Source organism: Streptomyces sp. NPDC016469 (genome assembly GCF_040632905.1).
GTDB lineage: Bacteria > Actinomycetota > Actinomycetes > Streptomycetales > Streptomycetaceae > Streptomyces.
The window spans coordinates 1-20,526 of sequence record NZ_JBEYCQ010000004.1 but is presented as its reverse complement, the minus strand read 5'-3'; the positions used below and the strand labels follow the sequence as shown (position 1 = coordinate 20,526).

The following is a 20,526-nucleotide window of genomic DNA, read 5'->3' as shown; positions in this document are numbered from 1 at the left end:
GACAGTGCGGCCAGAAGCGGCCGGCGGCATGTCGGCAGAGGCTATCGGATGAACGGAAGCGCGAGTTCACTGCCCGTTTGCGCCCCGTTCCGGGCGGGGCCGGACCACGCGCTCCGCCCGCGATCATCATTGTCGATGGCCACCCCACCTGACAAAACCGGGTGGCACCCCGCCGCACCAAGGCTCTGACCTGCACTCGTTCCCGCAGGTCAGAGGCGTTGACAACGGTGTTCAGTGCCGTGTTGCCCGATACCCCCCGCCCGTAGTTGACTGGCAGGGCCCGGGCCGGAAGCCCGGGTCCGCGAGACGACCGGGAGGCGTCCCCATGGGGGCAGGGCACGATCACGGACACGCGCACGGGCCGGCGCTCACCGGCACGGCGGCCGCCGCGCACCGGGGGCGGCTGCGCATCGCGCTCTGCATCACCCTGGCCGTGACGGTCATGGAGATCGTCGGCGGCGTGCTGTCCGGCTCCCTGGCGCTGATCGCCGACGCGGCCCACATGGCGACCGACGCCCTGGGGCTGGGGCTGGCGCTGCTGGCGATCCATTTCGCCAACCGGCCGGCCGGCCCGAACCGCACCTTCGGCTACGCCCGGGCGGAGATCCTGGCCGCCCTGGCCAACTGCTGCCTGCTGCTCGGGGTGGGCGGCTATCTGCTCTACGAGGCCGTGGGGCGCTTCATCGACCCGGCGGAGACCCGGGGCGGACTCACGATCGCGTTCGCCCTGGTGGGTCTCGTCGCGAACGCGGTGTCGCTTTCGCTGCTGACGCGCGGGCAGCAGGACAGCCTCAATGTGCGCGGCGCCTATCTGGAGGTGCTGGCGGACACGCTGGGCTCGGTGACCGTGCTGGTGTCGGCGGGCATCGTCATGGCGACCGGATGGCAGGCGGCGGACCCCATCGCCTCGCTGGTCATCGGTCTCATGATCGTCCCGCGTACGGTGCGGCTGCTGCGCGAGACGCTGAACGTGCTTCTGGAGGCGGCGCCCCCGGGCGTCGACATGGGCGAGGTACGCGACCACATCACGGCCCTGCCCGGCGTGCTGGACGTCCACGATCTGCACGCCTGGACGATCACCTCGGGGATGCCGGTGCTCTCCGCCCATGTCGTGGTGCAGCAGGACCTGCTCGACTCGATCGGCCACGAGAAGCTGCTGCACGAGCTCCAGGGCTGCCTCGGTGACCACTTCGACGTGGAGCACTGCACCTTCCAGCTGGAGCCGAGCGGGCACGCGCAGCACGAGGCGAGGCTCTGCCGCTGAGACCCGGGACGATGCGGCCCGAGGTGTAGGGTTTCGCGGACGTGTGCGGGCGGACATGCCAGGCCCTCAAGTACGGACAAGCCGCTTTTGTACGGCAGACTTGAGCAGACTCGACGGGACCGGCTGCACGGGGCCGGGACCACAGCGAAGGATGGGTATGCCGACCACACCAGTCACCGCGGCGAACACCTCGTCGAACGGCACAGCGGAAGCGATCATGCTCGAACTGGTCGACGAGAACGGCACCACCATTGGCACGGCGGAGAAGCTCGCCGCCCATCAGGCGCCCGGCCGGCTGCACCGCGCGTTCTCCGTGTTCCTCTTCGACGAGCAGGGCCGGCTGCTGCTCCAGCAGCGCGCCCTGGGCAAGTACCACTCCCCCGGTGTCTGGTCCAACACGTGCTGCGGCCACCCCTACCCGGGTGAGGCGCCCTTCGCCGCCGCCGCCCGGCGTACGTACGAGGAGCTGGGGATCTCGCCCTCGCTGCTGGCCGAGGCGGGCACCGTCCGCTACAACCACCCGGACCCGGCGTCGGGCCTGGTGGAGCAGGAGTTCAACCACCTCTTCGTGGGGCTCGCGCAGGAGCGGCTGCGGCCCGATCCGGAGGAGGTCGGCGGGACGGCCTTCGTGACGGCGGCGGAGCTGGCCGAGCGGCACGGCCGTGAGCCGTTCTCCGCGTGGTTCATGACCGTGCTGGACGCCGCGCGTCCCGCCATTCGCGAGCTGACCGGGGACGGCGCCGGCTGGTAGGTCCGGTGCGGCGGCGGACGGGTCAGGGGGCGGTGCGCAGCGGCAGTGCAGCCCAGATGACCTTGCCGCCGCCCGCGGTGTGCTCGACGTCGCAGGTGCCGCCCGCTTCCCGGGTGATCTCGCGGACCAGCAGCAGGCCCCGGCCGCCGGTCTGCGCGTAGTCGGTCTCCAGCGCGGTCGGGCGGTACGGGTGGTTGTCCTCGACGGACACCCTGACCCAGTCCGCGCCCACGGCCACCTCCACGGCGAGCTCGGGCGAGAGCAGCGCCGCGTGCTTGACGGCGTTGGTGACCAGCTCGGAGACGATGAGCAGCAGGCCCTGGGTGATGTCGTCCTCGATCGGCACGTTCTGGCGCTTCAGCAGATCACGCACGGCGTGCCGGGCCCGGGGTACGGAGACGTCCGAGGCCGGGGCGGTGAACCGCCAGACCCCTTCGTACGGCACGGGCCGGGCGGGGACACTCCCGCGGCTCTCCATAGTCCGGTACCCGCTCTCCACTCGAAGTGACTTCACGTCGAGTACAGGGTGGCGGCCGAGGTTGCTCCGGTCCGTGCTATTGAACACAAGTCGATTCCTGTTGACCGAACTCGCCTTCATTCGCGCGAGAGTGTCAGCTTTCCGACCGCTTCTGACTGTCATGGGTGAGCGGGTCCGTTCCTTCTCCCTTGTCCGCTCCTGGCGTCATCTGCTCGGAGACCATCGAGACGATCCGCCGGCCGCCGATCCCGATGGCGATGAGCCCGAGCCCGTCGAAGAGCAGGGCCAGCGAGAAGAAGCAGCCGAGCACGTAGAGGCTGCTGTGCGGCCAGTCGAAGAGGACGAGCAGGCCGAGGAGCAGGCCGAACGCGCCTTGGAGCAGCGTCCACCCGAACTGCGGTCCACGCACCACCACGCTGCCGACGAGCCGGAAGACCCCGCCGGTCAGGAAGAGCAGCGCGGCGAACATGGTCAACGCCTCGGCGGTGCCGTGCGGATGGCGGATGACGACGAGCCCGGCGGCGATGTTGAGCGCGGCCACCACCACGCCCAGCCAGAAGTAGCTGGTGCCGCGCGACTGGACGGCGTGCAGCAGACCGACCAGACCGCCGACGAGGAGCAGCCAGCCGAAGAGGATCATCGAGGTGAGCGTCGCGACACCGGTGTAGACGAGACCCACCAGGCCGGCGACGACGAGCAGGATGCCGAGCAGGGCCAGCCCGCCGAAGCTGCGGCTGAGCTTCCTGCCTTGGCGTGCGGGACCGTCCACGTGGGGCTCCTCGGGTGCGTACCTGCTTCGCGCCCCCTTCCTGATCGTAGGTTCGAACACCACGGATAGCATCCGGCCATGGACCGTACGGAACCCCGGCTGGAGCACACCGTCGCGGACGGCGTCGCCACCGTCGTCATCAGCAACCCCGCCAAGCGCAACGCGATGACGGCCGCCATGTGGGAGGCCCTGCCGGTGCTGCTCGACAAGCTGGCCGCCGATCCTTCCGTGGGCGCCCTGGTCCTGACGGGCGCGGGTGACACCTTCTGCGCGGGCGCCGACATCTCCTCGCTCCGGGACCCCGGCCGCGACCCGCAGAGCCTGGCCGTGGCGGCCGAGGAGGCGCTGGCCGCGTTCCCGCTGCCGACGCTCGCGGCGGTGCGCGGCTACTGCGTGGGCGGCGGCAGCCAGCTCGCCGCCGCCTGCGATCTGCGCTTCGCGGCGGAGGGCGCCCTGTTCGGGGTCACCCCGGCCAAGCTGGGCATCGTCTATCCCGCGTCGTCCACCCGCCGCCTCGTCGCCCTCACGGGTCCGGCGACGGCCAAGCACCTGCTGTTCTCCGGTGAGCTGATCGACACCGGGCGGGCGCTGCGGACGGGCCTGGTGGACGAGGTGCTGCCGGCCGACGGGCTGGACGAGCGGGTCGCCGCCTACGTACGCACCCTGGTGTCCCGGTCGCGGCTGACCCAGGCGGCCGCCAAGGAATTCGCGGCCGGGCGCGAGGACCGGGACGCGCACTGGGCCGCGCAGGCGCGGGGCAGCGGCGACACCGCGGAAGGGGTCGCCGCCTTCCTGGAACGCCGCGCGCCCCGCTTCACCTGGGCGACTACTGGAGGATGAAGCGGCTCCGGCCCCGCCACTCCTCGACCAGGTCGGCCGGCGCCTTGTCCGGCGACCCCGCGTCGTAGGGCGGCTGGGGGTCGTACTCCGTCAGGAGCTGTACGGCCTGGGCGGTGCGGTCTCCAGCGATGCGGCCGAGCAGGGTGAGGCCCATGTCGATGCCGGACGAGACGCCGGCGGCGGTGACGTACTTGCCGTCGAAGACGACGCGTTCGCCGGTGGGTTCGGCGCCGTAGTCCCTGAGCAGGTCGAGCGCCAGCCAGTGCGAGGTGGCGCGGCGGCCCTTCAGGAGCCCCGCCGCCGCGAGGAGCAGCGAGCCGCTGCACACGGAGGTCGTCCAGGTGGTGGTTTCGTCCACGCGGCGCAGCCAGCCGAGCAGGTTCTCGTTCTCCATCTGGTGGTGCTGTCCCGGGCCGCCGGGGACGATCACCAGGTCGGGGGCGGGGACCTCGTCGAACGTCCGGTGCGCGACCAGGTCGAGGCTGCCGTTGTCGTTGCGTACGGCCCCCGCCCGTTCGGCGACGAAGACCGTCTCTGCGCCCGGGGTGCGGGACAGGATCTCGTAGGTGCCGACGGCGTCCAGCGCGGTGAAGCGGTCGAAGAGGGCGATGGCGATCTGCATGGTTTCCCTGTCTCTCGGGTGGGTCAGGAGGGGGCGGGGGTGTGGGTGCCGAAGCGGCGGCGGTATTCGGCCGGGCCCGCGCCCAGCGCCTTGACGAAGGCCCGGCGCATCGCCTCCGGCGTGCCGTAGCCGCAGCTGCGGGCGATCCCGGCGACCCCGTCGGTGGTGTCCTCAAGCAGCCGGCGGGCGTGTTCGAGGCGGACCCGGTCGACGTACCGGCCGGGCGTGGTCCCCGTCTCCGCCTGGAAGGCGCGGGCGAAGTGGCGGGGCGAGAGGCGGGCGCGGGCGGCCAGGGCCTCGACGGAGAGGTCGGCGCCGGGGTGCTCGGTGATCCAGTGCTGCACCTCGCGCAGCGGTTCCCGGCGCGCCGTCTGGGCGCTGAGCTGGGCGCTGAACTGGGACTGGCCGCCCGGCCTGCGCAGGAAGACGACCAGGTGCCGGGCGACCGTCAGGGCGACGTCCCGTCCGTGGTCCTCCTCGACCAGGGCCAGCGCGAGGTCGATGCCCGCGGTGACCCCGGCGGAGGTGGCGATCCTGCCGTCCCGTACGAAGATCGGCTCGGGGTCGACCTCGACGGCCGGGTGCTCGCGGGCCAGCTTCTCGCAGACGTTCCAGTGCGTCGTCGCCCGGTGCCCGTCCAGCTGTCCGGCCGCCGCGAGCAGCAGCGCCCCGCTGCACACGGAGACCAGGCGCTCGGGCAGCGGCCCGTGCGCGCGCAGCCAGTGGACGAGCGCGGGGTCGGGGTCCCGGGTGCCCCCGCCGCCGGGGACGAGGAGGGTGTGGGGTTCCGGCGCGTCGGCGAGGCTGCCGTCGGGGACCAGGGTGAGGCCGCAGGACGTGCGGACCGGGGCGCCGTCCAGCGAGGCGGTGCGCAGCTCGTACGAGACGTCCGGGAAGCGCGATGCCCCGGCGAAGACCTCCATGGGGCCGGTGACGTCGAGGCTCTGGATGCCGTCGAAGAGGACGACGAGCACGGATCGCTGCTTCATGTCCGCCATCCTGGGCGGCCCCCGGGATGGCCGCAATGACGGGTTCCCCACCTTTCCTGCCATCACCGGCTGCGGCACAGCTCACGTGGGCCAGGGGGTTCCTGCCCGTACCAACCAGTCGGTAACGTGCGGGCATGAGTACTCTCCCGCCCCGTGCCGGGCGGCGTTGCCACAACGCCCTGAACCCGCTGCACTCCTCGCTCTACTTCTCCCCCGACCTCGGCAAGGAGCTCGGCGGGATCGGGATAGACGACCCCGCGGCCGCCTACTTCGCCACCCGCGCCGCCGCGATGGGCGCGGTCGGTGCGGACACCGTGACCGCGACCTTCTACAACTTCAACCACGCGCTCGTGGCCCAGCACGTGCCCGCGATCTGGGACATCGCCTCGCCCGCGAAGGTCCTGGACGCGCGGCTGCGCGCCGCCGACGCGACGCTGCGCCGGCTGCTCGGCGAGGAGATCATCGCCTCGCCCGAAATGGCCGAGGCCGCGCGGCTCGCCCTGCGCGCCGCGGAGGGCTGCACCCGGCACGCCCGGCCGCTGTACGCGGCGCACGCCGGTCTGCCGGTGCCCGACGAACCGCACCTGGCGTACTGGCACGCGGCGGCGCTGCTCCGCGAGCACCGGGGCGACGCCCATCTCGCCGCGCTCCTCACCGCTGAGCTGGACCCGCTCGAAGCGCTGGTCAGCCACACCGCGACCGGCAAGGGCATGGCGATCCGCTGGATCCTGTCCAGCCGGGGCTGGCGGCGCACCGACTGGGAGGACGCGTCGGAGCGGCTGCGCGGGCGCGGGCTGCTCACGGCGGAGGGCGAGCTGACCGAGGAGGGCGCCGCGCTGCGCAAGGAGCTGGAGGAGGCCACGGACCGGATGGACCTGGGCCCGTACGAGCACCTGGGCGGGCCGGGTGTGGCCCGGCTGACCGAGCTGGGGCGCGGCTTCCTCGCCACGGCAGCGGCGGCGGGCGCCTTCCCGGCGAGCGCGACGGGCTGACCCGCGAATCCGCGGACCGCTCCCTGGGGTGGCCGGGCGACACGGCGCCCGGCCACCCGGCACAATGCAGGCGTGTGACTCCGGGCTCGTCCCCATGGACGGGCCCGGGGCCCGACCAGCACAGCCAGCAGGAGAAGGCGAGTCGGTAGAACCGTGACGACGTCCATCGAAGGCAGGATCGCCGAGGAGCTCGGCGTACGCGAGCGGCAGGTGAAGGCGGCCGTCGAGCTGCTCGACGGCGGGTCCACCGTGCCGTTCATCGCGCGCTACCGCAAGGAAGCGACCGAGATGCTCGACGACGCGCAGCTGCGCACGCTCGAGGAACGGCTGCGGTATCTGCGGGAGCTGGAGGAGCGCCGGACGGCGGTCCTCGAGTCCGTACGGGAGCAGGGCAAGCTGGACGAGGCGCTGGAGGCGCGGATCCGGGCCGCCGACACCAAGGCGCGGCTGGAGGACATCTACCTCCCGTTCAAGCCGAAGCGGCGGACGAAGGCGCAGATCGCCCGGGAGGCCGGCCTCGAACCGCTCGCCTCAGGCCTGCTCGACGACCCGTCGGTCGATCCGCTCGCCGCCGCGGCGGCCTTCGTGGACGCGGACAAGGGCGTCGCGGACCCGGCGGCGGCCCTGGAGGGCGCCCGCGCCATCCTCACCGAGCGCTTCTCGGAGGACGCCGACCTCATCGGCGAGCTGCGCGAGCGCATGTGGACGCGCGGGCGGCTGTTGGCCCGGGTGCGGGACGGCAAGGAGGAGGCGGGCGCCAAGTTCGCGGACTACTTCGACTTCGCCGAGCCGTTCACCGCGCTGCCCTCGCACCGGGTCCTCGCGATGCTCCGGGGCGAGAAGGAGGACGTGCTCGATCTGGTCCTGGAGCCGGAGGAGCCGTCCGACGCGCCCGGCCCGTCCTCGTACGAGAACATGGTCGCCCGGCGCTTCGGCGTCAACGACCGGGGGCGCCCCGGCGACAAGTGGCTGGCCGACACGGTGCGGTGGGCCTGGCGGACCCGGATCCTGGTGCACCTCGGCATCGACCTGCGGCTGCGGTTGCGTACGGCGGCGGAGGACGAGGCGGTACGCGTCTTCGCGTCGAACCTGCGCGATCTGCTGCTCGCCGCGCCGGCCGGGACGCGGGCCACGCTGGGGCTCGACCCCGGTTTCCGTACCGGGGTGAAGGTCGCCGTCGTGGACGCGACCGGCAAGGTCGTCGCGACCGACGTCATCCACCCGCACGTCCCGGCCAACAAGTGGGACCAGTCGCTCGCCACGCTGGAACGGCTGGCCCGGGAGCACCGTGTCGAGCTGATCGCCATCGGCAACGGCACGGCGTCCCGGGAGACGGACAAGCTGGCCGGTGAGCTGTGCGCGAGGCATCCGGAGCTGAAGCTGACCAAGGTGATGGTCTCGGAGGCGGGCGCCTCCGTGTACTCGGCCTCGGCGTTCGCCTCGCAGGAACTCCCCGACATGGACGTGTCGTTGCGCGGTGCCGTCTCGATCGCGCGCCGGCTCCAGGACCCGCTGGCCGAGCTGGTGAAGATCGACCCGAAGTCGATCGGTGTCGGGCAGTACCAGCACGACCTGTCCGAGGTGAAGCTCTCGCGGTCGCTGGACGCGGTCGTGGAGGACTGCGTGAACGGTGTCGGCGTCGACGTCAACACCGCGTCCGCGCCGCTGCTCTCCCGGGTCTCCGGCATCGGCTCGGGGCTCGCCGAGAACATCGTGGCGCACCGCGACGCGCATGGGCCGTTCCGGTCCCGCAAGAACCTGAAGGACGTGGCCCGGCTGGGTCCGAAGGCGTACGAGCAGTGCGCGGGCTTCCTCCGCATTCGCGGCGACGACCCGCTCGACGGGTCGAGCGTGCACCCGGAGGCGTACCCGGTGGTGCGGGCGATGGTGAAGAAGACCGGCGGGGACGTGGCCGCGCTGATCGGCAACACGGGTGTCCTGCGGTCGTTGCGGGCCGACGACTTCGTGTCCGAGAAGTTCGGGCTGCCGACGGTGACGGACATCCTGAAGGAGCTGGAGAAGCCGGGGCGCGACCCGCGCCCCGCCTTCAAGACCGCCACCTTCAAGGAGGGCGTCGAGAAGATCGGCGACCTGGAGTCCGGGATGGTCCTGGAGGGCGTCGTGACGAACGTCGCCGCGTTCGGGGCGTTCGTGGACATCGGGGTGCACCAGGACGGGCTGGTGCATGTGTCGGCGATGTCGCGGTCGTTCGTGAAGGATCCCCGGGATGTGGTGAAGCCGGGGGATGTGGTGCGGGTGAAGGTGATGGAGGTCGACATTCCGCGGAAGCGGATCTCGTTGACCCTGCGGTTGGACGACGAGCAGGCGGCCGGTGGCCGCGGTGCGTCGTCCGGGGGTGAGCGGGGTGGGCGGCCGCCTCGGCCCCGGCAGGGGGGCGGGGGCGGTGGCGGCCGTGGTGGCGGGTCCTCGTCGCGTGGTGCGGGGCGGCCTTCGGCCGCTTCGGGCGGTGATGGGGCGATGGCTGATGCGTTGCGGCGGGCGGGGTTGTTGAAGGGCGAGTAGGGGGTGGGGTGAGGTGCGGGTGGGGTTCGCCTGCGGCGGGCCTGTTCCCCACCCCGCCCCTTCCCGTAACCGGGGCTCCGCCCCGGACCCCGCGCCTCAAGCGCCGGTGATGCTGGAATCCTGCGGGGGGGCTGCGAGTCAGCCGCCCGCCACCACTCGGCCCTCGTGCAGCACCGTGCGGGTCTCGGGGCGGTCCATCACCGCTGATGTCACCGTCTCGCCGTCCAGCAGGAGCAGGTCCGCCCTCGCGCCCGCGGTCACGCCGGGGCGGTCCGTCGTGGAGGTCAGGCGGGCGGGGCCGTTCCTGAGGATCGAGGCGCCGCCCATGGTGGCCACGGCCACGCAGTGTTCGATCAGGTCGTCCGCGCGGTAGCCGTTCGTGAAGGCCAGCTGCCAGGTGCGGTCCAGCATGTCGCCGTTGCCGTACGGGGACCAGAAGTCGCGCTGGCCGTCCTCGCCCAGGCCCACCCGGACGCCCGCGGCGGTCAGGTCGGCCAGGGGCAGGGAGTGGTGCCGGGCGGGCGCCACGGTCGCCATCGCGATGTCCAGTTCGGCAAACTCCTCGATCAGGCGGCGCGTCGTCGCCTCGCTGACGGACCCCAGGTCGTAGGCGTGCGAGATCGTCACCCGGCCGGCCATGTCCAGGGCGCGCACGCGCTCCAGAATCAGGTCGACGCTGAACACCCCGAGGGCGCCCGGCTCGTGGAGGTGGATGTCGACCGGGGCGTGGTGGCGCTCGGCGAGGCCGAAGACGATGTCGAGGTGGCGTACGGGGTCGCGGTCCAGGGTGCACGGGTCGATGCCGCCGACCACGGCGGCGCCGGAGGACAGGGCCCGGTCCATCAGTTCCGGCACGCCCTTCTCGCGGAGGAGGCCGGCCTGCGGGAACGCCATGATCTCGACCTCGCACCGCCCGGCGTGCGCCTCCTTGGCCGCGAGGACGCCCTCGAACCGCTCAAGGCCGCAGTCCGCGTCGATCTGCGCGTAACTCCGCACGCGGGTGGTGCCGCGCTCGATCATGCGGCCCAGAGTGTACGTGGCCCGGCGGGCGACGTCCCACTCGTCCTCGCGCCAGTGCTCGCGGTCGTTCATCATCATGCCCCAGACGCCGGGGGCGCCCATGTGCGGGCGGAAGGGCAGGCCCAGGCGCGTGGAGTCCAGGTGGCAGTGGACGTCCGAGAACGACGGCAGGGCGAGCCTTCCCCGGCCGGCCACCGTGTCCTCCGCGGCGGCGCGGGCCGGGTCGTGCGGGGTGATCGCGGTGATCACCCCGTCCTCCACGGTGAGGTCGCTGGGCTCTCCGCCCCACGGACGGACGTCGCTGATCAGCATGTGGCGCTTCTCCTGTGTGAGGGGGCGGGTGCTACGGGGTCACTCGGCCGGGAGCGTCCCGGTCAGGGCGGTCAGGGACGGCTCCCTCCCCCGCTCGATGTGCGCGTACGCGAGTGCCGCGGCCAGGTCCGGCTTGCCCGCGTGGATCGCCGCGCAGATGTCCTGGTGCTCCGCGCACTGGACGCGCGGGTCGCGGCCGCCGGTGAGGCTGAACAGCCACTGCACCAGGCCGAGCGAGGGCTGCAGCGCGTCCCGGAGCAGCCGGTTGCCGGTCATCGCGACGATCTCCGCGTGCAGGGCGGTGTTGGCCGCCGGGATCTCCGCCGCGTCGCCCCGCGCGGTGGCGGCCTCCGCCGCCTCCATCGCCGCCCGCAACGGCTCCCCGTCTCCCCCGGCCGCGCACGCCTCGGCGGCCCGGCGGGCGGCGAAGACCTCCAGGCTGAGGCGGAGGTCGAAGAGTTCGGCGACATCCCGCAGCGAGAGGTCGCGCACCGAGGCGCCCCGGCGCGGGGACATGACGACCAGGCCCTCACCGGTCAGCCGGGTGAGCGCCTCGCGGACCGGGATGCGCGAGACGCCCAGGCTCTCGGAGAGCTCGCGCTCGCGCAGCCGTGAGCCCGGCGGGTGCCCGCCGGAGAGGATGCCCGCGCGGATCGTCCGCTCGGCCCGGTCGGCGTGCGAGGCGCCGGAGCCGTCGCTCGCTTGAGTCGTCACCGGATGACCGTAACACCTGGTATGCCAAGCGGCACGATCATGGGGAGTACCTAAGGAATACCCCGGCGCGAACGACCTTGATGCGCTGCTTGGTATGCCAGGTCTCGTCAGACCTCCGTGACGCGGCCCTCCGCCACCTCGATCCGGCGCGTCGTGCGGACCGCTTCCAGCATCCGGCGGTCGTGCGTCACCAGGAGCAGCGTTCCGGTGTACGAGTCGAGCGCCGACTCCAGCTGTTCGATCGCGGGGAGGTCCAGGTGGTTCGTGGGCTCGTCCAGCACCAGGAGATTGACGCCCCGGCCCTGGAGGAGGGCGAGCGCCGCCCGGGTGCGCTCCCCCGGTGAGAGGGTGGTCGCCGGGCGCATCACGTGGTCGGCACGCAGACCGAACTTGGCGAGCAGGGTGCGCACGTCGGCGGGCTCCGTCTCCGGGACCGCCGCGCAGAACGCCTCAAGGAGCGTCTCCGAGCCGTGGAAGAGCTTGCGCGCCTGGTCCACCTCGCCGACGACCACGCCGGAGCCCAGGTGCGCGTGCCCCGAGTCCAGCGGGAGGCGGCCCAGGAGCGCGGCCAGCAGGGTCGACTTCCCGGAACCGTTGGCGCCCGTGATGGCGACCCGGTCCGCCCAGTCGATCTGGAGCGAGGCGGGGCCGAACACGAAGTCGCCGCGCACGGCACGGGCCTCGCGGAGGGTGGCGACGACCGAGCCGGAGCGGGGCGCGGAGGCGATCTCCATGCGCAGTTCCCACTCCTTGCGCGGCTCGTCCACCACGTCGAGCCGTTCGATCATGCGCTGCGTCTGCCGGGCCTTCGCGGCCTGCTTCTCGCTGGACTCGCTGCGGAACTTGCGGCCGATCTTGTCGGAGTCGGTGGCCTTGCGGCGGGCGTTCTTGACGCCCTTGTCCATCCAGGAGCGCTGCATCAGCGCACGGCTCTCCAGCGCGGAGCGCTTGTCGGCGTACTCCTCGAACTCCTCGCGGGCGTGGAGCCGGGCGCGCTCGCGCTCCTCCAGGTAGGCCGCGTAGCCACCGCCGTACAGGTTGATCTGCTGCTGGGCCAGGTCGAGTTCGAGGACCTTGGTGACCGTGCGCATCAGGAATTCGCGGTCGTGGCTGATGAGGACGGTGCCGGCGCGCAGCCCGGAGACGTACTTCTCCAGGCGTTCCAGGCCGTCCAGGTCCAGGTCGTTGGTGGGCTCGTCGAGCAGGAAGACGTCGTAGCGGGACAGCAGGAGCGAGGCGAGTCCGGCACGGGCCGCCTGGCCGCCGGAGAGGGCGGTCATCGGCAGGTCGAGGCCGACGGTGAGGCCGAGCTCGGCGGCGGTCTCCTCGGCCCGCTCGTCCAGGTCCGCGCCGCCGAGGGAGAGCCAGCGCTCCAGGGACTCGGAGTACGCGTCGTCCGCGCCCGGGGCGCCGTCGACCAGGGCCTGCGTGGCCGCGTCCATGGCGGTCTGGGCGTCGGCGACGCCGGTCCGGCGGGCCAGGAACTCCCGTACGGTCTCGCCGGGGCGCCGCTCGGGCTCCTGGGGCAGGTGGCCGACGGTGGCGGTGGGCGGGGAGAGCCGCAGCTCGCCCTCCTCCGGCTGGTCGAGACCGGCGAGCAGCCGGAGCAGGGACGATTTTCCGGCGCCGTTGACTCCGACGAGACCGATCACGTCGCCGGGGGCGACCACGAGGTCGAGCCCGGCGAACAGCGTGCGGTCGCCGTGTCCGGCGGCGAGATCCTTGGCGACGAGAGTGGCAGTCATCAGGATGCAGATCCTAATCGGCGGGACACCGTCTAAGGTCCGGGGCAAGCAGGCGGACCGGGAGGCGGCAGTGGTGGCGGACGTGATCGTGGTGGGCGGCGGGGTCAGCGGGCTGACCACGGCGAAGGTGCTGGCCGAGCGGGGCCACCGGGTGCGGGTGTGGTCGCGGGAGCCGGCCGGTGACACGACCTCGGCCGTGGCGGGCGCTCTGTGGTGGCCCTACCGGATCGAGCCGCTGGAACGCGTCGGCGACTGGTCGCTGGCCGCGCTGCGATGGTACGAGGAGCTGGCCGTACGCCCGGAGGAGACCGGTGTACGCCTGGTCGACGGCCTCCACCGGGGCGAGCGCCTGGCGGGCCTCGGGCCGTGGGCCGGGGAGCTGAAGGACGCCGTGGAGACGGTCGAGGGTCTGCGGTGCAGGCTGCCGCTCATCGACATGCCGGCGCACCTGGCGTGGCTGGAGGGCCGGGTGCGGGCGGCCGGGGGTGCGGTCGAGCACCGCACGGTCACCACGTTCGCCGAGGCCGCCGCGGAGGCGGGGACGGTGGTCAACTGCGCCGGGCTCGGCGCCCGCGACCTGGTCCCGGACGCCGGGGTGCGCCCGGTGCGCGGGCAGTTGGTGCTGGTGGAGAACCCGGGGATACGGGAGTGGTTCACGGAGGCCGGCCCGGCGTCGAGCGAGACCACGTACTTCTTCCCGCAGCCGGGCCGTCTGGTGCTCGGCGGCACGGCGACGGCCGACGACTGGTCCGCCGCGCCCGATCCCCGTACGGCCGAGGAGATCGTGGCCCGCTGCGCCCGGGTACGCCCGGAGATCGCCGGCGCGAAGGTCATCGGCCACCGGGTGGGCCTCCGCCCGGCCCGGGACGCGGGGGTCCGCATCGAGGCGGAGTCCCTGGCCGGGGGCGTTCGGCTGGTGCACAACTACGGACACGGGGGCGCGGGCGTGACGGTGGCGCTGGGCTGCGCGCGGGAGGCGGCGCGGTTGGTGGGGTGAGGGGCCGGGGGCGGCGGGTCCCCGTCGGCCCGCCCGCCCCGGCGGGCCCGTCAGGCCGGGGTGGAGCCTCCCGGGCTGTCGCGGTCGTGGCGTTCCGTGGTGATCTGGCTGCCGCCCGGACCGATGCGGATCTCGAAGTCGCCGTCGTACTTGGCGTGGCCCTCGATGACCGCTGATTCCACGGCCTCCACGCCGAACTCGCGGCGCACGATCAGGGGGTCCTCGCGCAGGTCCCGCATCAGGGCCACGCACATGCAGATCATGACGATGGTGAAGGGCGCCGCGACCAGGATGGTCAGGTTCTGGAGGCCCGCCAGGGCGTCGCCCTTGCCGTTGCCGATGAGGAGCATGATCGCCGCGACCGCGCCGGTGACGACGCCCCAGAAGACGACGACCCACTTGGCGGGTTCCAGAATGCCCTTCTGGGACAGTGTGCCCATCACGATGGACGCGGCGTCGGCGCCCGAGACGAAGAAGATGCCGACGAGCACCATCACCAGGATGCTCATCAGTGTGGCGACGGGGAACTGCTGGAGTACGCCGAAGAGCTGGGCCTCCTGAGTGTCGGCACCGCCGAGCTTCCCGGCCTCCTCCAGCTTGATGGCGGTGCCGCCGAAGATGGCGAACCAGATCAGGCTCACGGTGCTGGGCACCAGAATGACGCCACCGATGAACTGGCGGATGGTGCGGCCCCGGCTGATCCGCGCGATGAACATGCCGACGAAGGGCGTCCAGGAGATCCACCAGGCCCAGTAGAAGACGGTCCAGCTGCCGAGCCATTCGGCGACCTTGCCCTCGCCGGTCGCCTCCGTGCGGCCGGCCAGTTGCGGCAGGTCGCCGAAGTACGAGGCGATCGAGGTGGGCAGCAGGTCGAGCACGATGATGGTGGGGCCCGCGACGAACACGAACACGGCCAGGATCAGGGCGAGCACCATGTTGATGTTCGACAGCCACTGGATGCCCTTCTCCACACCGGAGACCGCCGAGGCGATGAACGCGACGGTCAGCACGGCGATGATCAGGACGAGGAGGCCGGTGCCGGTCTTCTCCTTCCAGTTCAGCTCGTGGAATCCGCTGCCGATCTGGAGGGCGCCGAGACCCAGCGAGGCGGCCGAGCCGAAGAGCGTCGCGAAGATCGCCAGGATGTCGATGAACCGGCCGAGGCCGCCGTGCGCGTGGCGTGGGCCGATGAGCGGCTCGAAGACGGCACTGATGGTCTGCCGCCTGCGGCGCCGGAAGGTGCTGTACGCGATGCCCAGGCCGACGACGGCGTAGATCGCCCACGGATGCAGCGTCCAGTGGAACAGGGTGGTGGCCATCGCCGTCTGCAGCGCCTCGGCCGCGTCAGCGGGGCGGGTGCCGGGCGGCGGGTTCGTGAAGTGGGCGAGCGGTTCGCTCACCCCGTAGAACATCAGCCCGATGCCCATGCCGGCGCTGAACATCATCGCGACCCAGGAGACGGTGCGGAACTCCGGCTCCTCGCCCTCCTGGCCCAGGGTGATGTTCCCGTACCGGCTGATGGCGAGCCACAGGGCGAAGACCACGAACCCGGACGCGGCCAGCATGAACGCCCAGCCGCCGTTGTGGATCAGGCCGGTGAGGGCTTTGCCCGAGACGTTCTCCAACGAGTCGGTGGCGGTGGCCCCCCAGATGACGAAGGCCAGGGTGAGGCAGGCCGTGACGCCGAACACCACCCGGTCGGTGACGGGGTGCCGGCCGTGGGCCGGCTCGCCGGGGAGGTCCGCCGTCACCGGCACGTCCCCTCTGCCGCCCGTTCTCTGATCGTCCTGCGACACGAATGGCACCTTTCACGGAAACAGACAATTCGCTCTCCGTAGGCAGTACCACACCCAAGACGTATCTTTCGGTATCAACAAGCGGTATCGGGTTGCCCCTGTACGAGGTGATAGGTCGCCCGTACGTCCAGGAGCAGCGGGACCAGCTTCCGGGCCGGCTGCCGCAGGGGTACGTACGCCCCGTCCCCGTCGGGACGGGAGGTGACGGCGTGCAGCGCGAGTTCGTCCCGGACGCCCGCGAACTGCGCCTCCGTGAGGCGGTAGCCGCAGGGCGGTTCGGTGAGGGTGTCGCCCGGCCCCGGGTCCTCGTCGTCCGAGCCCCCGAGGAACACGGGGCCCCGGTCTTCGGCCCCCGCCGCGCGGGAGGCGGCGGTGGCGGCGGCGATTCCCGCGCGCCGCTCGTCCGCGTACCGGAAGAGCGCCTTGAGGACCACCAGTTGGGAGGTCACACGGCGGCGGGCGGCGAGGGCGGGGTCGGCACGCTCCTCGGCGGAGAGCGCGTCCGTACGCGATTCGGCCAGCAGCCCGACCGCGTGGGTGAGGCCGGCGAGGTTGCGCAGGATGCGCTCCTGGCCGTCGCCCGCACTCCGTTTGACCGGGTGGCCGGTGACCGGGTCGGTCCGGACGCCGTAGACACCGGTGCCGAAGCCGGCCTCCTCGGCGGCGGGCCGCACCCGGTCCAGGGCCAGCGCCCGGGCCTCGTCGTGCAGCCGTCCGTCGGTGTTGGGGTTGCGGGGCCACAGGACGAGCAGGTCCTTGTCGTAGTACGGCGCGGTCGCGGCGTACTCGTGCACGTCCTCGATCACATCGGGCTCGTGGTCGCGCAGGACGGCGGCGACGGCTCGGGCCTCGGCGCTGCGCAGGGCGAGGTGGTCCCGGTTGACGTCCACGCCGTCGCCGTTGGCCCGGGTCCCCGCCGCGAGGCCGTCGGGGTTGGCGGTGGGCACGACCAGGATCTCGGTCCGGGCGAGGAGGGCGCGGGTGCGGTCGTCGGTGGCGTACGCGAGGTCCCGGACCGTGCTCAGGCACGCCTCGCGCGCGGCGGGCTCGTCGCCGTGCTGGCCGCAGACCACGAGCACGGTGAGCGCGTCGGGGTCGGCGCTGCCGATCCGGACGAGGCGCAGGGGGCGGCCCCCGGCCGTGGTGCCGATCCGCCGCACGGAGACCCGGTCGCCGCGCCGGGCGATTCCCGCGAGCAGGGACGCCTCCTCGGACTGCCGGGTCCAGCGCGCCCCGCCGGAGACCTCGAAGCCGGTGCGGGGCGCGGGGGTGCGGGCCGCGTCCGAGGGGACGGTGAGAAGAGGGACGGTCAGGGCGGCGGTGGCGACGGCCAGGGCGAGATCGCGGGCACGGCCGCGCCGGGGCAGCCGCCGTCCCCCGGCCGTCGGCGCGATCGGCATGGGCGGAAGGTACAGCGGCGCCGTGGCCCGCGATAGACCCGTGCACGGGCGATTTCCGGAAGCGGGCAGGCAGCTCCGGCCCGTCGGCCCCGACACGGCGCTCGCCGGGCGGGCACCCCCGCGGGCCGGGCCCGGCCGAACGAAAGGCCCTAGGCTGGCGGGGTTGTTCGCGCCGATCGGCCCGCCCCGGCCGCATCCGCCCCCGCTGTGCCACAGAGGAGCGTCCCTTGCCCGGTCCGTCCCCCGATGCCCCGCTCCACGCGCGCCCCACGCTGGAAGCGGTGGCGGCCCGTGCCGGAGTCTCGCGGGCGACGGCCTCGCGGGTGGTGAACGGGGGCGCGGGCGTCCGGCAGCCGCTCGTGGACCAGGTGCGCAAGGCGGTCGAGGAGCTGGGCTACATCCCGAACCACGCGGCGCGGACCCTGGTGACGCGGCGCAACGGGGCGGTGGCCGTGATCATCGACGAGCCCGAGGTGCGGATCTTCTCCGACCCGTTCTTCTCCCAGCACATCCGGGGCATCAGCCGGGAACTGAAAGCACACGACGCGCAGTTGGTGCTGCTGCTGGTGGAGGGCCGGGGCGACTTCGAGCGGGTCAGCCGCTATCTGGGCGGGGGCCATGTCGACGGGGTACTGGCCTTCTCGCTGCACACCGACGACGAGCTCCCGGCCGCCATCCGGCGCTTCCGCGTCCCGGCCGTCTACGGCGGCAGGCCCGGCCGGCCGGGCGCGCCGGTCGACGCGGTGCCCTTCGTGGACTGCGACAACCGGGGCGGCGCCCGGGAGGCGGTACGGCATCTGGCCGGGCTCGGCCGCCGGCACATCGCGCACATCGCGGGCCCGCGCGATCAGACCTCGGCGCTCGACCGGATCGACGGCTACGCGGACATCCTGCCGGACGCCGACCCCGCGCTGCTCGCGGACGGCGACTTCACGGTGGAGGGCGGCGCGCGGGCCATGGCCGAGCTGCTGGCACGGCGGCCGGACGTGGACGCGGTGTTCGCGGCGAACGACCTGATGGCGTCGGGCGCGCTGCGGGTGCTGCGGGAGCGGGGGCGGCGGGTGCCGCAGGATGTGGCGCTGGTCGGGTTCGACGACATGGAGTCGGTCGCCGAGGCGACGGACCCGCCGCTGACGACGATACGTCAGGACGTGGTCGGGATGGGCCGGCTGATGGTGCGGCTGCTGATGGAGCGGCTGGAGGACGGGGGCACGGGGCCGGAGTCGGTGATCACGCCGACGCGGCTGGTCCGCCGCGCCTCGGCCTGAGCCCGCCCGTGCGGGCCCGGTATGCCGCCCGGGCGCGGCGGGCCCGGGGCAGGTAGCGCAGGCGCTCCGGCAGGACGGGGACGACCAGCCGGACCACCGCGCAGAACCTCCGCAGGGCGCGCTCCTGCGCGTCGGTCCACTCCAGGCCGATGGCCTCGCGGGCGTCGGGCGGCATCAGCCCGACGGTCAGGAAGGAGCGGAACCGGGCGAGCGGCGGGAGCAGCACCGGCCACAGCGCCCTGAGCAGCAGCCGCAGCGCCCACGGTCCCCGGTCCGGCGGCGGGACGGCGGTGTCGGTGGCGACGAGCTCCGCGACGACGGGGGTCCTCTCGATCTCCTCGGCCAGCATGGCGCGGTAGTACGGCCAGAACTCCTCGATGGTCCGGGGCATGTCCCGGTCGTGGATGCCGAGCACCCGGCCCACCTGCAGCCATTCCGCGTACAGCGCGCGCTCCTGCTCGCGGCTGAGCGGACGCAGCAGATAGCGGGCGCCGTGCCGGTAGACGGGGTAGCCGGTGGCGTGCACCCAGGCGTAGTTCGCCGGGGTCAGGGCGTGGTAGGGGCGGCCCCGGGTGTCGCTGCCCTGGATGGTGCGGTGCAGCCGGCGGAGCCTGCGCCCCTCCTCGGCGGCTTCCTCGCCTCCGTACACCCAGAGCTGGAGCGAGCTGAGGGAGCGCTCGCCGCGTCCCCAGGGGTCCGTACGGAAGACGGAGTGCTCGTCCACGCCCGCGCCGACGGCGGGGTGGGCGACCTGGAGGGTGAGGGCGGCGGGCAGCATCAGCAGGGCCCGTACATCACCGGACAGGCTCCACAGCACGCCGCCGGGCGGGGGCGGCGCGGGGTCGTTCCTGCTGCTCATGGGGTGCTCCCGGCGGTGGTGTTGACGGCATCGATGAAACAAGTCAATAGTATTTGTAACTTTGACTCTCCGGAACAGACGTGCCGTCACATCGTTCCGAACACGCGCGTGGGAGCCGGGGCATGGACAGGAGGGCGCACCATGGGCCGGTACAGCCGCCTGCATGAGATCCGCCGGATGGATCCGGCGCGGGATTACGCCGAGATCCTTCGGCTCATCTCCCAGTACGAGTTCCCGTGGGACTACCGCCAGGGCGTCAGCGTGGCGTTCCTGCGGGATTACGGTGTCCCCCGGATCTCCGAGCTCCTCGACCGTACCCAGGAATTCGAGCGCAACGGACAGAAGCGGTACGACGACACGGTGCTGATCGGGTACGAGATGGCCGTCGACGGCTTCGACTCGGAGCGGGGGCGGGCGGCGGCGCGGCATCTGAACCGCATCCACGGCAAGTACCGCATCGAGAACGACGACTTCCGTTACGTCCTGGCGACGACGGTCGTGGGGCCGAAGCGCTGGATCGACCGGTACGGCTGGCGCCCGCTGTGCGCGCAGGAGGTGCGGGCGCTGGCTGAGGCGGGGCGGAAGACCGGGGCGATGATGGGCATCGAGGACGTGCCCGACACCTACGAGGAGTTCGAGCGGCTGCTCGACGCGTACGAGGAGCGGATGTTCGCGTACGACCCGGCGAACCGGCGGGTGGCCGGCGCCACGTTCCGGGTGATGGCCGGCTGGTACCCGCGCCCGCTGCGGCCGTTCGTGGCCCGGTTCTCGCTGGCGCTGCTCGATGAGCCGCTGCTGAGGGCGCTGGGCTTCCGGCCGCAGCCCCCCTGGATGCGGACCTCGGCGTCGGCGGCGCTGCGGCTGCGGGCGCGGTGCGTACGCCTGATGCCGGCCAGGCCCCGTCTCTTCCCGTCCCGGCCGCGGCCGCGTTCGTACCCGTTCGGCTGGCGGCTGGACGAGCTCGGGCCGCACTGGGCGCGCAGCCGGCCGCTGGAACCGCTGCCGGACGAGGCCGCCGTCCGGCCGGACCCGGAGAGCGGCTGAGGCGTCCGGTCAGGCGGGGTCGAAGCGGGCCAGCAGTTCTCGGGCCTCCCCAGTGCGGCGGTGGTCAGGGCCGAAGGAGGCCAGGCAGGCGTCGTGGGCGGCTTCGGCCCGGGCGCGGGCTTCGGTGACGCGGCCCAGGCCCA

Annotated in this window: 18 protein-coding genes; 8 read left to right on the top strand and 10 right to left on the bottom strand. The window is 72.9% G+C overall.

Annotated elements, in window-relative coordinates; genetic code table 11:
* Positions 1-325 precede the first annotated feature (325 nt).
* Both ABZ565_RS05365 and idi read left to right on the top strand, forming a co-directional pair.
* Positions 326-1,264 carry a cation diffusion facilitator family transporter gene (locus ABZ565_RS05365; RefSeq protein ID WP_361020685.1) on the top strand — a complete coding sequence of 313 codons (939 nt, stop codon included), beginning with the start codon at positions 326-328 and terminating at the stop codon, positions 1,262-1,264.
* Positions 1,265-1,421: 157 nt separating this feature from the next.
* Complete coding sequence (idi, locus tag ABZ565_RS05360) at positions 1,422-2,015, top strand: isopentenyl-diphosphate Delta-isomerase (protein ID WP_361020683.1); 594 nt, start codon at positions 1,422-1,424, stop codon at positions 2,013-2,015.
* A 22-nt stretch (positions 2,016-2,037) separates the two neighbouring features.
* On the opposite strand, the gene ABZ565_RS05355 is transcribed toward idi, so the two are convergent.
* Both ABZ565_RS05355 and ABZ565_RS05350 read right to left on the bottom strand, forming a co-directional pair.
* Complete coding sequence (locus ABZ565_RS05355; RefSeq protein WP_361020681.1) at positions 2,038-2,493, bottom strand: ATP-binding protein; 456 nt, start codon at positions 2,491-2,493, stop codon at positions 2,038-2,040.
* Positions 2,494-2,626: 133 nt separating this feature from the next.
* Positions 2,627-3,262, bottom strand: coding sequence for a DUF308 domain-containing protein (locus ABZ565_RS05350; protein ID WP_361020679.1), 636 nt, complete (start codon positions 3,260-3,262; stop codon positions 2,627-2,629).
* 78 nt (positions 3,263-3,340) lie between these two features.
* Here ABZ565_RS05350 and ABZ565_RS05345 point away from each other — a divergent pair, with 78 nt between their 5' ends.
* Positions 3,341-4,102: an enoyl-CoA hydratase-related protein gene (locus tag ABZ565_RS05345; protein ID WP_361020677.1), complete on the top strand. Its 762-nt coding sequence runs from the start codon at positions 3,341-3,343 to the stop codon at positions 4,100-4,102.
* Here ABZ565_RS05345 and ABZ565_RS05340 read toward each other — a convergent pair.
* Both ABZ565_RS05340 and ABZ565_RS05335 read right to left on the bottom strand, forming a co-directional pair.
* Positions 4,089-4,724 carry a DJ-1/PfpI family protein gene (locus ABZ565_RS05340; RefSeq protein ID WP_361020675.1) on the bottom strand — a complete coding sequence of 212 codons (636 nt, stop codon included), beginning with the start codon at positions 4,722-4,724 and terminating at the stop codon, positions 4,089-4,091. The genes ABZ565_RS05345 and ABZ565_RS05340 overlap by 14 nt on opposite strands.
* A 23-nt stretch (positions 4,725-4,747) precedes the next feature.
* On the bottom strand, positions 4,748-5,713 hold the full coding sequence (locus tag ABZ565_RS05335; RefSeq protein ID WP_361020674.1) for a GlxA family transcriptional regulator: 966 nt from the start codon (positions 5,711-5,713) through the stop codon (positions 4,748-4,750).
* A gap of 134 nt (positions 5,714-5,847) precedes the next feature.
* On the opposite strand from ABZ565_RS05335, the gene ABZ565_RS05330 reads away from it, so the two are divergent.
* Positions 5,848-6,705, top strand: a complete 858-nt coding sequence (locus tag ABZ565_RS05330) for a hypothetical protein (protein WP_361020672.1) — start codon at positions 5,848-5,850, stop codon at positions 6,703-6,705.
* A gap of 153 nt (positions 6,706-6,858) precedes the next feature.
* A complete protein-coding gene (locus ABZ565_RS05325) occupies positions 6,859-9,228 on the top strand; it encodes a Tex family protein (protein WP_361020670.1) in 2,370 nt (789 codons plus the stop codon).
* Between the two features lie 138 nt (positions 9,229-9,366).
* Here the strand turns inward: ABZ565_RS05325 and ABZ565_RS05320 are convergent, their stop codons facing one another.
* The 3 genes from ABZ565_RS05320 to ABZ565_RS05310 all read right to left on the bottom strand — a co-directional run bounded on the left by ABZ565_RS05320 (position 9,367) and on the right by ABZ565_RS05310 (position 13,019).
* Entirely contained in the window at positions 9,367-10,560 is a 1,194-nt protein-coding gene (locus ABZ565_RS05320) for an amidohydrolase (RefSeq protein WP_361020668.1), read from the bottom strand.
* Between the two features lie 39 nt (positions 10,561-10,599).
* The gene (locus tag ABZ565_RS05315) at positions 10,600-11,274 is read right to left on the bottom strand and encodes a GntR family transcriptional regulator (protein ID WP_361020666.1); all 675 of its coding nucleotides are present in this window, start codon (positions 11,272-11,274) and stop codon (positions 10,600-10,602) included.
* Positions 11,275-11,381: 107 nt separating this feature from the next.
* Positions 11,382-13,019 (bottom strand): ABC-F family ATP-binding cassette domain-containing protein, encoded by a 1,638-nt coding sequence (locus tag ABZ565_RS05310; RefSeq protein ID WP_361020664.1) that lies wholly within the window; start codon positions 13,017-13,019, stop codon positions 11,382-11,384.
* Between the two features lie 73 nt (positions 13,020-13,092).
* Between ABZ565_RS05310 and ABZ565_RS05305 the strand changes: the two genes are divergently transcribed.
* Positions 13,093-14,016, top strand: coding sequence for an FAD-dependent oxidoreductase (locus tag ABZ565_RS05305; protein WP_361021146.1), 924 nt, complete (start codon positions 13,093-13,095; stop codon positions 14,014-14,016).
* A gap of 50 nt (positions 14,017-14,066) precedes the next feature.
* On the opposite strand, the gene ABZ565_RS05300 is transcribed toward ABZ565_RS05305, so the two are convergent.
* Positions 14,067-15,812 carry a BCCT family transporter gene (locus tag ABZ565_RS05300; RefSeq protein WP_361020662.1) on the bottom strand — a complete coding sequence of 582 codons (1,746 nt, stop codon included), beginning with the start codon at positions 15,810-15,812 and terminating at the stop codon, positions 14,067-14,069.
* A gap of 74 nt (positions 15,813-15,886) precedes the next feature.
* A complete protein-coding gene (locus tag ABZ565_RS05295; RefSeq protein ID WP_361020660.1) occupies positions 15,887-17,212 on the bottom strand; it encodes a M14 family metallocarboxypeptidase in 1,326 nt (441 codons plus the stop codon).
* Positions 17,213-17,439: 227 nt separating this feature from the next.
* Here ABZ565_RS05295 and ABZ565_RS05290 point away from each other — a divergent pair, with 227 nt between their 5' ends.
* Positions 17,440-18,480 (top strand): LacI family DNA-binding transcriptional regulator, encoded by a 1,041-nt coding sequence (locus tag ABZ565_RS05290; RefSeq protein ID WP_361020658.1) that lies wholly within the window; start codon positions 17,440-17,442, stop codon positions 18,478-18,480.
* Here the strand turns inward: ABZ565_RS05290 and ABZ565_RS05285 are convergent.
* Positions 18,443-19,339: an oxygenase MpaB family protein gene (locus ABZ565_RS05285; RefSeq protein ID WP_361020656.1), complete on the bottom strand. Its 897-nt coding sequence runs from the start codon at positions 19,337-19,339 to the stop codon at positions 18,443-18,445. The genes ABZ565_RS05290 and ABZ565_RS05285 overlap by 38 nt on opposite strands.
* A gap of 141 nt (positions 19,340-19,480) precedes the next feature.
* On the opposite strand from ABZ565_RS05285, the gene ABZ565_RS05280 reads away from it, so the two are divergent.
* Positions 19,481-20,383, top strand: a complete 903-nt coding sequence (locus tag ABZ565_RS05280) for an oxygenase MpaB family protein (protein ID WP_361020654.1) — start codon at positions 19,481-19,483, stop codon at positions 20,381-20,383.
* Positions 20,384-20,526 lie beyond the last annotated feature (143 nt).